Genomic DNA, 14598 nt, shown 5'->3' with positions numbered 1-14598 from the left:
CCTCGGCTCAATCGGGAACACGTCATTGAAATGACGTGCGCACCCCACCGGCCGGGCCGTCTCGCACCCCTTGTGACCAGGGAACTTTCCTTTCATGAATTCCCCGCCCGGGATGGTGAACCGAAGAAGTCGCCACATCCGTTCGCCGGGACCTGGTAGGCGCCCGGGCTTCGTGGCGGGGGAGCGAGGCGGTCGGAGTTGCAGGCGGTGCGGGTGGTGAGCCGCGCACGGCCGGGGCCGCGGTGCCAGGTCGAGCCGGTACCAGCGCTCGTCCCAGTCCTGCCCGGCGGCCTCGACGTACGCGGCGGCCGGCCTCCAGTCCCCGGCCCAGGCCGCCTCGGCCATCGCCAGGGACTCCTGGCGCAGGTGCGGGGGCGGTGGCGGACCGGCGCGGCCCGGGTCGAGCCGGTCGCGGGGGGCCATGCCGTACGTGGGCGCGTCGAACTCGGTCCGGGCCCAGTTCCGGGCCCTGTTCCTGCGGAACCTGAGGACGGCGGCGAAGGCGAGCATGCCCAGCAGGCCGAGGACGAGATACGTCACGGCGGAGCATCATCCTTGATCGCGGCTCGTGCGGGCAACGCGATGGACGGGCGGCGTGCTCCGGTGACGGACCGGTGTGCTCCGGTGACGGCGGGCGCGCGGACGGGCAGGGGAAGAAGATCCAGGCTCTTGCCCCGGCCGAATTAGTCATCTTAACTATGCATCCAGAGGCGTTGATCCACTGCACGTCGTCATCGCCGGCTTCACGGGCACCCTTGTGGGCCGCCCTGGACCGCCCGAGCTCCAACGGATGCCGACCGTCCGTCACCCCGGGGTTCCGCGCGCGTTCGAAGCGACCCGAGCGATCCGATCGGGGGCCTCGGCCCAGGCGATCCGATCCGTACCACCGGGGTCAACGGCCGCTCCCCCCCACGCACCGCCACCGCGCCGTCGATCCCTGCAACGACCCTCCCCCAGGAAAGGTCTGGCCTTGTCGGAGACGTACGAGCCCCACGGCACCACCACCGACCAGGCGGACACGCGTCCCGCGCGCGGGGCCGACACCCCGGCGGCGGCCGGGGTCCGGCTCCCGGAGCCCGCGCCGGGACAGCAACGGCTCTGGGCGCTGTCCCAGCTGGACGGCGCCAACGCCGCGTACAACGAGACCCTGGCCTTCACCCTGCGCGGAACCCTCGACCGGGCGGTGCTCGCCCGTGCGCTCGACGAACTGGTCTCCCGGCACGAGGTCCTGCGCACCCGGCTGGTCGCCGGCGGAGACGGCCTCCACCAGCTGATCGGTCCGCCCGACTCCGGCTACACCCTCGCGGTGGACGACCTGACCGGGCTCCCGGACGCCGGGGCGCGCGTCACCGCCCTGCAGCGCGCGGAGTCCGACACGCCCTTCGACCTGAGCCGCGGCCCGCTGGCGCGCGGCCGTCTGATCGTCCTGGCCGAGCAGCACCACGTGCTGCTGCTGACCCTGCACCACGCGGTCTTCGACGGCTGGTCCATGACCGTGATGCTGCGCGAACTCGGAACGCTGTACACGGCCTTCCGTGACGGCGCGCACTCCCCGCTGACGCCGCTGCCCCTGCAGTACGCCGACTACACCCGTTGGCAGCGGGAGTGGGCGTGCGGGGACGAACCGGCGGTGCAGTGCGCCCACTGGAGGGAAGCCCTCGCCGGCGCCCCGGCCCTGCTCGAACTGCCCACCGACCGCCCCCGCCCGCCGGAGCAGGACCACCGCGGCGGCCGGGTGCCGCTCTCCATCGACGGGGAACTCGGCACCGCCCTCACGTCGCTCGCGCGCCGGCAGGGTGGGACCCTGTTCACGGCCGTGCTGGCCGGCTGGTCCGTGGTGCTGTCGCGGCTGACCGGGCAGACCGACATCGTCGTCGGCGTCCCGACGGCGAACCGCCGCCGCGGCACCTTCTCCGACCTGATCGGATTCTTCGTCAACTCCCTGGCCGTGCGGGTCGACCTGGCGGACTCGCCGACCGGGTCGGCCGTGCTGAAGCAGGTGCGCGGCGCGCTGCGGGCCGCCCTGAAGCACCAGGACCTGCCGTTCGAGCAGGTGGTGGAGCTGATCAACCCGCCGCGCAGCACCGCCCACACCCCGCTGTTCCAGACCATGGTCGCCTGGCAGCCCTCCCGGAAGGGCCTGCTGGACCTGCCCGGGATCGAGGTCGAGCCGCTCGGCATCCCGTACGCCGGGGCCAAGTTCGACCTGGCCCTGTCGCTGGCGGAGGAGGACGACGGCCGGGTGGTCGGCCATCTGGACTACGCCGTCGCGCTGTTCGACCACCCGACGGCCGAGCGCTACGCGGGCTATCTGCTCCGGGTACTGGCCCAGCTGGTCGACCGGCCCGACCTGGGCGTGGACGAGCTGGAACTCATGGACGAGGAGGAGCGCCGCCGGGTGCTGTCGGAGTGGAGCGGCGCCGACCGGGCCCACCGGGACGACGGCACCTGCCAGAACGACCGGGACGACCGGGACGACCGGGACGACCGCGCCGACGGGTCGGTGACGCCCGCCGCTGCCGCCCCGGCCGGGTTGGTCGAGCGCTTCCAGGCCCAGGTCCGAACCCGCCCCACCGATCCGGCCCTGGTCCGGGCAGGGGAGCGGCTCGACTACGCCGCGCTCGACCGCCGCGCCAACCGGCTGGCGCACGCGCTGATCGCCCGCGGCGTCGGCCCGGACCAGGTGGTCGGCCTGCACGCCGGGCGCTCGACCGAGCTGGTGGTGGGCGTCCTCGGCATCCTCAAGGCCGGCGCCGCCTACCTGCCGCTGGACCCGGGGCAGCCGGTCGAGCGGCTGGCCGCGATGGTCGAGGACGCGGCGCCGGCCCTGGTGCTCAGCGACGCCGACGTGCCGCCCGGGGGCTGGCAGCCGGTGCGGGCGGTCGAGGCCGAGGCGGAGCGCGACGACGCACCGGGGATCACCGTCGGGCCGTCGCAGCTCGCCTATGTCATCCACACCTCCGGTTCCACCGGCCGCCCCAAGGGCGTGGCGGTGACCCACGGCAGCGTCCTCAACCTCTTCGACACCTGGCTGGCGCGCTTCGGGGCCACCCCCGGCGAGGCGGCCTCCGCCTGGTCGAGCATCGGATTCGACGCCTCGGTGCACGAGTTGCTGATGCCGCTCACCACCGGCGCCGTGCTGCACCTGGTCCCCGACGAGCTGCGCGGCGACCCGGAGGAACTGCTGGGCTGGATGCGCGAGCACCGCGTCGTGCAGGCCTTCCTGCCGCCGTCCTACGTCACGTGGATCGACGAGGACCCCGAGGCGCGCCTGGACGGGCTGGTGCTCCGTCAGCTGCTGACCGGGGTGGAGTCCCTCCCGGAGAAGGCGCTGCACCGCATCCAGCAGGCGCTGCCCGGCCTGCGCGTCTGCTACGGCTACGGGCCCACCGAGGCCACCCTGTACAGCACCGCCTACACCGACCCGCGGCCGCTGGACCGGCCGTGCCCGATCGGCCGCCCCCTCGACAACACCCGCCTCTACCTGCTCGACCGGCGGCTCCGGCCGGTGCCGACCGGGGTGACCGGCGAGGTCTTCCTCGGTGGGGCGAGCCTGGCCCGGGGCTACCTGCACCGTCCGGACCTGACCGCCGAGCGCTTCGTCGACGACCCCTTCGCGCCCGGTGAACGCCTGTACCGCACCGGGGACCTCGCCCGCTGGCTTCCGGACGGCAACGCCCAGTACCTCGGTCGCGGCGACGACCAGGTCAAACTGCGCGGCTTCCGGATCGAGCCGGGGGAGATCGAGGCCGCGCTGCTGGCCCTCCCCGGCGTGCGGGAGGCGGTGGTGCTGGCCGATCGCGACGCCGCGGGCGAGCTGCGCCTGGTGGCGGGCCTGGGCCGGGGCGACGCGGAGCCGCGCCGACCGCACGAGTGGCGTGCCGCCCTGGCGCGGCGGCTGCCGGACTACATGATCCCCGCGCTCTTCGTGGAACTGCCGCGGCTGCCGCTCAACCGCAGCGGCAAGCCGGACCGCGCCGCGCTGCTGGACGCGGCCCGCTCCGCGACCGGTGCCCGGGTCAACACGGCGAGCCCGCGGGACCACGTGGAGATGACGCTGCACAGCATCTGGCGGCGGGTGCTGCTCCACCCCGGCATCGGGATATCCGACAACTTCTTCGATCTGGGCGGCACGTCGATATCCGCCATCAAGGTGGCCCTGGCCGTCCGTGAGGAGTTCGGCGAGACCCTGCCGATCCGCGACCTCGTGCAGAACCCGACCATCGAGGCCCTGGCCGAACGGCTCCGGGCGGGGGCGTCGGGCGCACCGGACGGCAACCTGGTCGAGTTCCGCCGGGGGGACGGACGACAGCGGGTGGTCTGCGTCCATCCGGCCGGCGGTACCGCCTTCTGCTACCTGCCGCTGGCCGCGGCGCTGCCCGACCGGGTCGGCGTCCTCGGGGTGCAGTCGCCCGGGATCAACCCCGGGGAGACGCCACTGCCCACGGTCGAGGCCATGGCGGAGCAGTACCTGGCGCTGGTCGACCCCCGTCCGGACGAGGCGCTGGTGCTGTGCGGTCTCTCCTACGGCGGCCTGGTCGCCCACGAGATGGGGCGCCGACTGGCCCAGGCCGGGCACACCCGGTTCAGCGTGGTGCTGCTCGACACCCACGGAACCGAGGACACGGAGCAGCTCGCCTCGATCGAGCCCGTGCCGATGGCCGAATTCCGCGACAAGCTCATCAGGTTCAACGGGATGTACCCGGGGATCGAGGACGAGCAGGTCGACCGGTACTTCCGCATCTACAACCACAACCGGATGACCGCCCGCGACTACCGGACGCCGCCCTCATCGGCCCGGCTGGTGCTGGTCGAGGCCGCCGGGGACGCATCGGCCGGCGGGAACGCGAACCGGGAACAGGAGGAGCAACTGGCGCGTGCCGTACGCGCGTTCTGGCAGCGGCGCGCCGGCGGCGGCCTTCTGGTCGAGCCGGTCGCCGGCGGCCACTGGGACCTGCTGGAGAGCGCGGCGGTGCCCCGGATCGCCGAGCTGATCGCGGCCGAGCTGGACCGCCATCCGGTGCCCCCGCCCGCCCCGGCCGAACCCGTACCCGGACAACCGTCCGCCGCGTCCGCCGCGTCCGCCGCGTCCGCCGCGTCCGCCGCGTCCGCCGGGGAGGCCTGATGCCCGCCGAGAGCGCCGTGAGCGCAGCCCCCGTCACGCCCACGGCCACCGGCCTCGCCCTGGCGGTGCACGAGCAGGCCCTGCGCACCCCCCGGGCCGTCGCGCTGGTCGACGGCGACGTCCGGCTGGACTACACGGGCCTGGAGGCCACCGCCGCGGCGGTGGCCCACGGGTTGCGCCGTGCCGGCGTCCGCCCCGGTGAGGCGGTGGCGGTCTGCCTGCCGCGCTCCTGGCAGCTGGTCTGCGTCATGCTGGGCGTCCTGCGGCTCGGCGCCCTGGTCGTCCCGCTGGACGCGCAGAGCCCGGCGGAACGCCGACGCCACATCCTGACGGACTCGTCCAGCGTGGCCGTGGTCCACGGCGGGACGGCACCCGACGACCTGCCGGGTCGGGTGCGCCCGCTGGAGGCGGCGGCGCTGCTCGCGGCCGGACCGGGCGACCGGGAGGCGGTCTTCACCGGGGCGCCGGTCTCCTTCCTCTTCTACACCTCGGGCACGACCGGCCGCCCCAAGGGAGTCGAGGTGCGGGACGCCGGCATCCTGCGGCTGGCGAGCCCGGGGTACATCCGCATCGAGCAGGGAGCCCGCTACTCCTGCCTGTCCAATCCGGCGTTCGACGCCTTGAGCTTCGAGGTCTGGGTGCCGCTGCTGACCGGCGGCTGCTGCGTCGTCCTCGGTGACGAGGCCGTTCAGACGCCGCACCGGCTGGCCGCCGCCCTGCTGCGGGAACGCATCGACACGGCCTTCGTCACGGTGGCCCTGTTCAACGCGGTGGTGGACACGGAGCCGTCCTGCTTCGCCGGGGTCGGACAGCTGCTGGTCGGCGGCGAGCAGCTCAACGCCCGGCTGATCCGCCGCTGGTACCGGCACAACGCGGCGGCCCCCACCCGGCTGCACAACGTCTACGGCCCCACCGAGGCCACCACCTTCGCGCTGTGCCACCCGATCCCGCGCGACTTCGACGGGGACCTGGTGCCGATCGGACGGGTGCTGCCGCGGACCGGGGCCGTGCTGGTGGCCCCGGACGGCGACCGGGTCGCGGCGCCCGGGGAGGTGGCCGAACTCCATCTGTCCGGCGCCGGTCTCGCGGCCGGCTACCGCAAGCTGCCCGAGGAGACGGAGCGCCGGTTCGTCCGGCTGCCCTGGTACGACGACGGCCGCACGACGCACTACCGCACCGGCGACCTGGTGCGCGCCGACGCCGACGGCCTGGTCGAGTACGTCGGACGCGCCGACCGCCAGGTGAAGGTCCGCGGCTTCCGGATCGAGCCCGGCGAGCTGGAGCGGCAGATCGTCGCGCATCCGGCGGTGCGGCAGGCGTACGTGTGCACCCGCAGGCTCGGGGAGGACGGCCCGAACGAGCTGCTGGCGTTCGTCGTGCTCGGGGAGGAGGTCCCGTTCGAGGAGTTCGACCGCCATCTGGCGGCCGGGCTGCCGGGCTACATGAGGCCCCATCACATCCACCTCGTGGACGCGCTCCCGCTGAACGCCAACGGCAAGGTCGACCGGGCCGCCCTGCTGCGCCGCAGTGACCGGCCCTGGCGCGGCCCGGAGGGCGACCGTCCGGGCGCCGCGGCCGTCACCGCGCGGCAGCGTGAGGTGCTGGCCCTGGCGGCCGAGGTGCTCGGGGTGCCGGACCTGCGGCTGGACGACCGCTGGATCGCCTCCGGCGGCGACTCGCTCAAGGCGCTGCGGCTGCGCTTCGAGGTGCGCCGGCGCTGGGGCTGCGAACTGCCCCAGGCCCGTGTGCTGACCGGGGACGTGGCGGGGATCGCCCGGGCGGTGGCGGAGGCCGGAGCCGCCGACTCGCCGTACCCGGTGCCGCCCGCCCCCACCCGGGCACGTTCGGCGTCCGCCACCAGCGAGCAGCAGCGCCTGTGGCTGCTGCAGCAGCGGGCGCCGCGCTCCCGGGCCTACGCGGTGGAACTGGCCTTCCGCCTGGACGGCCCGGTCGACACCGACGCGTTGCGCGGTTCGCTGCGGGAGCTGGTGCGGCTCCACGCGGCCCTGCGCACCGCCTTCGAGGCCGCGCCCGAGGGCCTGCGCCAGCTGGTCGGGGACCCGTACGACCCCTGGACCGAACCCGGCCTGCGGGCCGAACCCGGCCCGGGGGTGGTCGGCATCGGCGGCGAGGACGATGCGCGCGCCATGGCGGAACGTTTCTTCGCCGTGCCGTTCGACCTGGCCCGCCCCCGGATGCTGCGCGCCCGCTGGCTGCCGCAGGACGGGGGAGGGGTGCTGCTGCTCCATCTGCACCACATCGCGGTCGACGGCTGGTCGCTCAACGTCCTGCTGAACGACCTGTCGTCCGGCTACCGGCACGCCCTCGGCGGCGCCGCCGAGGCCTCGCGGCGGACGGACACCGCCCCGGTGCCCACCCCGCTCGACTACGCCGCCTGGCAGGCCGACTGGTTCGCCGGCCCCACCTACCTGGCCCAGCGCGCCGAACTGCGGGCCCACTACGCCCGGTCGGAGGAGGCGGTGGACCACGAGCCCGGTGACCGGGCCGGAGCCCCGCCCTTCTCCCGGGCCGGCCTGCTGCACACCTCGCTGGACGTCGTGCGGCGCGCCGCCGTGGACCGGATCTGCGCCGAACTGGGCATGACCCGCTTCGAGTTGCTGCTCGGCGTCTTCGCCTGGAGCCTGTACGGGGTGACCGGCGCGGCCAGGCCGCGGATCGCCGCACCGGTGGCCAACCGGCCGGTCCAGGAGTTCGAGGGCAGCGTCGGCATGTTCGCCAACACCGTGCTGCTGCCGCAGGCCGTCGCGCCCCGCGAGGAGCTGCGCGGCCAGCTGCTGCGCCAGGGCGCCGAAGCCCGCCGGGTGCTGGACCGCCAGGACGTGGCGCTGGCCGACGTCCTGGCCGACCGGGAGCCGGCCCGGGGCGACTCCCCGTTCGACTACCTGTTCGTCCTGGAGAACACCGACTTCGGTGCGCTGGCCCTGCCCGGCTGCGCCGCCCGCCCGCTGTGGTGGGCCCCGGCCGAGGCCAAGTGCCCGATGACGCTGTCCGTGGTCGAGCGCGAGGGCGGTCTCGACTGCCTGTGGGAGTATGCCGACGACCGCTTCGACGCCGCCGAGGTGGCGGCGATGGCGGGCCTGTTCCGGCGGGCTCTCGACCTGCTGGCCGAGGGCGGGACGGCGACCCCGGCCGAGCTCGCGGCACCCTACCGCCGCGGACTGCCGCAACCCGGTCGCGGCGCCCCGACGGTGCCGGCCTGGACGACGGTGGCCGAGGGCTTCGCCCGGCAGGTCGCCCGCACCCCCGACGCACCGGCCCTGATGTCCGACGGCCGACCGGTGAGCTACGCCGAACTCGACGCCCACGCGGCGGCGCTCGCCGCCGAGCTGCGGGCCGACCACCCGCTGCCGGACGGGGACGACCGTCCGTGCTGCGTCGCGCTGCACCTGGGGCCGTCGGTCGAGCACGTGGTGGCGCTGCTGGCGCTGGCCAGGCTCAACGTGACCATCGTGCCGCTCGACCCGTCCTATCCACCGGCCCTGCGCCGCCAGGTGCTGGACCAGGTGGAGCCGCTGTGCGTGCTGCTGCCCCCGGGCGGTGACCCGGAGTTCGACGCGGTCGACCCGGGCCGCGTCGCTCGCCATCCGGTGGTGCTGTCACCCGCCACCGCGGCGGCCGCGCCCGCCGCCGCGCCCACCGCACCCGCCGCCCCGGCGCACCGCGGCGCCCGACCGCTCTACACCCTGTTCACCTCGGGCTCCACCGGTGTCCCCAAGGGCGTGCAGGTGTCCGACCGCACCCTGTGCAACCTGCTGCAGTGGCAGGCGGAGTCGGGAGGACTGGCGGCCCCGGCGGCCACCCAGCAGTTCTCCATGCTCTCCTTCGACGTGTCCTTCCAGGAGGTCTTCGGGACGCTGTGCGGCGGCGGCTGCCTGCACCTGGTCCGGCCCGGCTGGCGGCAGGACGCCCCCGCGCTGCTGGAGCAGCTGGAGACGGCCGGTGCGGAGCGCGTCTTCATGCCCTACGTGGCACTCCAGCTCCTCGCCGAGCACGGCGTCCACCTGGGCCGCTACCCCTCGCGGCTGCGGGAGGTGGTCACCGCCGGCGAGCAGCTGGTGTGCACCGAGGCGATCCGCCGCTGGTTCGCGGGCCTGCCGGGCGCCCGGCTGTTCAACCACTACGGCCCGACCGAGACGCACGTGGTGAGCAGCCTGTGCCTGGACGGTGATCCGGCCCTGTGGCCGGAGCGTCCCGCCATCGGCCGACCGGTGGCCAACGCCGTGCTCACGGTGGTCGACGAGGCCGACGAGCCCGTTCCCCCCGGCCGCGCCGGCACCCTGCTGATCGGCGGCACGATGGCGGCGCGCTGCTACCTGGGAGACCCGGCGCTCAACGACGCGCGCTTCGTCGAGCTGCCCGGCCTCGGCCTGTGCTACCGCAGCGGCGACCGGGCCCGCTTCGACCGGCAGGGCCGGCTGCACTTCCTGGGCCGGGACGACGACCAGATCAAGCTGAGCGGACATCGGCTGGAGCCCGGACAGGTCGAGGCGGCCCTGCTGCGGCACCCGGACGTCGTCAACGCCGTGGTGGTCCGCGACGGTGAGGAACTGGTGGCCTGCCTGCAATGCCGTGGGGAGGCGCCCACGGTCGAGGACCTCACCGCGCACCTGGCGCCGATGCTGCCCGGCCACGTCCGGATCGCCCGCTTCCGGGTGATGGGGGAGCTGCCCAGGACCCCCAGCGGCAAGCTGGACCGCCGGGGCGCGCTGCGCTCCGCCGGGCGGGAACTGCGCCGCCCGACGGCCCGCGCCGCAGGCCTGTCGGCGCGCGAGGCCCTGCTGACCGAGGCGTTCGAGGCGGTCACCGGCCTGGCGATCGACCCGGGGCAGACCTTCTTCGACGCCGGAGCCTCCAGCCTGGGCCTGATGCGCTTCCAGCTGCGCTGCACCACCGAAGCGGGCCTGCGCTTCACCGTCGCCGACCTGTTCGAACACGTCACCGTACGGGCGCTGGCCGACTTCCTGGACCGGTCGGCAACGGCCGCGGACGACGGATCCCCACGCACCGCCACCGCGGGCCCCACCGCCGCCACCGCGGCCTCCGCCGCCGCCGCCGCTGCGCCGCCGGCCCCCACCGTCGGCCCGATCGCCCTGGACGAGCCGATCGCGGTCGTCGGCATGGCGGTACGGCTTCCGGGCGCGTCCGATCTCGCCGCGTTCTGGCGGATGGTCACCACGGGCGGCACCGGCATCGAGCACTTCGACGCCGCCGACGGCCTGGTCGGGGCGCGCAGCCAGTTGGACGGCCCCCTGGACTTCGACCCGGACCACTTCGGCATCGGCCGGCAGGAGGCCCGGCTGATGGACCCCCAGCAGCGGCACCTGCTGATGAGCTGTGTCGAGGCCCTGGCACACGCCGGGATCGCCGACCCGTCGGGTGCGCGCGTCGGCCTGGTCGCCGGAGCCGGTGAGAGCACCTACTTCCAGTCCATGCTCCGCGAGGCCGACCCCGAACGCCTGCCCGACGGCTTCCAGTTGGCCCTGCACCACGACAAGGACTTCCTCGCCACCAAGGCGGCCTACCACCTGGGGCTGACGGGGCCCGCCTTCACCACCCAGGCGGCCTGCGCCAGTTCGCTGGTGGCCGTCCACGTCGCCGCCGGGATGCTGCGCCAGGGCGACGCCGAGGTGATGCTGGTGGGCGGAGTCCTGGTCGACCCGACCCTGACCGGCGGATACCGCTACCGGCCGCAGCACATCTTCTCCGTGGACGGTCGCTGCCGGCCCTTCAGCGACGACGCGAGCGGCACCATCGGCGCGAGCGGCGTCGGCACGGTGGTGCTCAAGCCGCTCCGGCTGGCCCGACGCGACGGCGACACCGTCTACGCCCTGATCACCGGCACGGCGTTGAACAACGACGGCTCCGACAAGCTGAGTTACAGCGCCCCCTCGCTCGCCGGGCAACGCGAGGTGATCCGCGCCGCCCTGCGCCGCAGCGGCCGCGGCGCCGCCGACCTCGGCTATGTCGAGGCCCACGGCACCGCCACCCGGCTCGGCGACCCGGTCGAGGTCGGCGCCCTGCGCCAGGCCTTCGACCTGGACCGGTCCGGCCACTGCGCGCTGACCTCGGTCAAGAGCCAGATAGGACACCTGGGTGCGGCGGCCGGCGTGGTCGGGCTGGTACGGGCCGCGCTCGCGGTCCACCACGGCGTGATCCCGCCCAACGTCGGCTTCCACGCCCTCAATCCGCAGCTCGGCGCCGACCCCACGCCGTTCTACGTCCCCACCGAGGCCCGGCCCTGGCCCGCGGACCGGGACAGGATCGCGGCGGTGAGCAGCTTCGGGATCGGTGGCACCAACGCCCACGCGGTCCTGGAGGCCGACCGGCCGGCCCCCGGGACGACCGGCACAGCGGGCCCGACGGCGGGCGACGCGGCACCGGACACCCCGGTGCCTCCCTGCCTGCTGCTCTCCAGCAGCAGTGAAGCGGGCCTGCGCGTCGACGCCGCCCGGATCGCCGACTACCTGGAGGCCCGGCCCTCCGCCTATCCGCAGGTGCTGCGCCACCTCCAGGCGGGCCGTCCCGCACGCCGCCGACGGCTGGCAGCGGTCTGCCCCGACGCCTCCGCCGCCGTGGCCTGGCTGCGCGGCGCGGGCCGGATCACGGACGCGGGAGCGGGGGAGGCCCGCGCGGGGGCACCGGTTTCGAGCGAAGGCCTCACCGCCGAGGAGACGGCCGCGGCCTGGCTGTCCGGCGAGCGGATCGACTGGCCCGCCGGCCCTGCCCAGGCACCGTGGGACTTCCCGCCGCCGGCCTTCGCGCTGGCGGAGTTCGACTTCCCCCGCGCCCCGGCGGCCCCCGTCCCGACGGCCCCGGACCCGGCCGGCCCGGCCGCCGCCGACGTTCCGCGGCGCCTTCCGGAGGACGCCTGGCTGCACCAGCCGCACTGGGCGCGGCTGCGCCGAGCGGGCTCGGCGATCGGCTCGCGGACCTCCCGGCCGCTGGTGCTGCTCACGGACGGACCGGCGCCCCCGGAGGCGGTCCGCGCCTTCGAGGCCGCCTACGCCCGGGTGGTGCGGGTCCGTGCCGCCGGGGCGTTCGCCCGGCGGAGCGACGACGTCTACGAGGTCGACCCGGCCGACCCCGCCTCGCTCGGTCGGCTGCTCGACGCACTGGCGGGTACGGGTACGGGCACAGGTTCGGGTGCGGGCGAGGACGGCATCGACTGGGTGCACGCGCTGCCGCTGGGGATCGGCGGACCGGTCGGCCGGGACAGCCTGGCCCGGGCCCGCTGGGCCTGTCTGGACACGCCGGCCGCACTGCTGCGGGCCGTGGCCGACGCCGCCGGGCCACTGCGGCTGAGGCCGTGGTGGCTGTCGTACCGGGCGAGGCCGGTGGACGGCCCGGTGGAGCGGCCGGAGGCGGGCCTGCTGGCCGGTGCCGCCGAGGTGGCGCCCCAGGAGGGAACCGGGGCGGGCCACTGGGTCGACGTCCCCGGTGCGGACCCCGCCCACTGGGCCGTACCGCTGGCGGCACTGCTGGCCGAGGCCGCGCCCCCGGCGGCCGCGGCCGCCCTTCCGCGCCGGCTGGCGCTGCGCCAGGGCCACTGGTGGGAACAGGTCACGCTGCCGGTGTCCACGGCCGGCGCGGGCCCCGTCGGGCTGCCTGTCGGAGGCGTGCACCTGGTCCTGGGCGGCACCGGCGGGATCGGCCGCAGCATCGCCGGCTGGCTGCTGGAGAACGGCGGCGCCCGGGTCCTGCTGCTGGCCAGGAGTCCGCGGCTGCCGGAGGAGCTGACGCCCTGGGCCGACCGGGTCGACCTGGTCGAAGCCGATCTCACCGAGTCGGCGCCCGAGGAGGTGATGGCCCGTATCGGCCGCCGCACCGACCGTCTCGACAGCGTGATCCACGCCGTCGGGGTGGCGAGCGGCGGGCTGATCGCCCGGCGCGACGCCGAGGCGATGGGGCGGGCGTCCGCCGCCAAGCTGCAGGGCGCCCTGCTGGTCGAGCAGGTGATCGAGCGCTACCGGCCGCCGGTGGCGGTGTACTGCTCGTCGATGTCCGCGGAGCTCGGCGGCGTCGGCCAGTTCGACTACGCGGCCGCCAACAGCCTGCTCGACGGCTTCGCCCAGTACCGGTCGTCCGGTGACGCCGGGAGCACGGTCCGGCTCGGCGTGAACTGGGACGTGTGGAGCGAGGCCGGCATGGCGCTGCGCGCGCCGCGGGCCGACGCACGCCACCGGGCGCACCTGTCGGTCGGGCTGACGGTGGCCGAGGGCAAGCGGGTGTTCGCGCGGGCCATGGGACTGCAACTGCCGCAGGTGCTGGTCTCCACCACCGACCTCCACGCATCCCGCGCGTTCTACTCGGCGCCCGGCGCCGGGGCCCTCGTGCCGCCCGCTCCTGCGCTGCCCACTGGGACGGTGCCGTCCGCCGGGACCGCGCCGGTGTCCGCCGGAGGCACCGTGGCGGCCGAGACGGCAGACGGCGGCGTGGCCGCCCTGCTCCGCGACCGGCTGTGCGACTGGCTGGATCTCGACCGCATCGATCCCGACGCCCCGCTCTACGACCTGGGCGCCGACTCGCTGACCCTGCTCGACCTGATCGGCCTGGTGAAACGTCACTTCGATGTCGAGCTGGAACTGTCCCGGCTCAGCCACCGGGTCTCCCTCAGCGAGATCCTGACCCGGCTGTCCGAGGCGACACCCGCCAGGGCCGTCGCCACGGAGGGCGTGGTTCCCGAGATCTGGCAGCAGGGCACCGGAACCGACGTGCTGTGCCTGGTGCACCCGGTCGGCGGCGACATCCAGGCCTACCGGTCCCTGGTGTCGGCACTGGGCCCCCGGCCGACCGTCTGTCTGATCGCCGATCCGGCGCTGGAACGGCCCGGGACCGCGGACTGGACACTGCCCGAGCGGGCCCGCCGCTACGCCGCCGCCCTGCGAGCACGCTTCGCGGACGGCACCCGGCGGCTGCACCTGGCCGGTTGGTCCTTCGGCGCCTGGGCGGTGATGGGGATGGCCGCGGAGGCGGAGGCGATCGGCCGGCCGGTCCACGGCGTCCACCTGATCGACCCGCCGCCGCCCGGTTCCGGCGGGCTCTTCCAGGAGTACGACGACGCGCAGCTCCAGGCGGTGTTCTCGCACGAGCTCGGCCAGGGCGGGTCGGTGCCGGCCGGGCCCGAGGCCCACGGCTACGCCGAACGTCTGGTCCGGTGCTGCCGGGCCAACCTGCGGAGCATGGCCGACTACCGGATGCCGATGCTGAGCGCCACGCCCAGCCGGCTGTGGCTGGCCGGGCGGCCGGTGGAGGGGCTTCCCTGGGCGGGGTCGCCGGAGCGGCAGCGGGAGCTGTGGCGCCCGTACCTCCCGGAACCCAGCACCTGGCACCGGCTCGACACGACGCACTACGGCATCGTCCGCCCGCCGCATGTGCACGCGGTGGCGGCGGCGATCGCCGAGGCGTCGGACGACCCGCCCGGGGACCGCGCCGACCACCCCCGGGCGTGATCC

At 75.3% G+C, this 14598-nt stretch carries 2 protein-coding genes; both read left to right on the top strand.

The features are described 5' to 3' along the window. Window positions 1-964: 964 nt before the first annotated feature. Entirely contained in the window at window positions 965-5125 is a 4161-nt protein-coding gene (locus tag ACZ6EM_RS03600; RefSeq protein ID WP_465771566.1) for a non-ribosomal peptide synthetase, read from the top strand. Continuing rightward, a complete protein-coding gene (locus ACZ6EM_RS03595; protein WP_465771536.1) occupies window positions 5125-14595 on the top strand; it encodes an amino acid adenylation domain-containing protein in 9471 nt (3156 codons plus the stop codon). The genes ACZ6EM_RS03600 and ACZ6EM_RS03595 overlap by 1 nt, the downstream gene beginning before the upstream one ends. Window positions 14596-14598: the final 3 nt, after the last annotated feature.

This window comes from Kitasatospora sp. NPDC041917 (genome assembly GCF_055589745.1).
The sequence above is the reverse complement of the archived record's forward strand: the minus strand, read 5'-3'. Positions and strand labels throughout refer to the sequence as shown.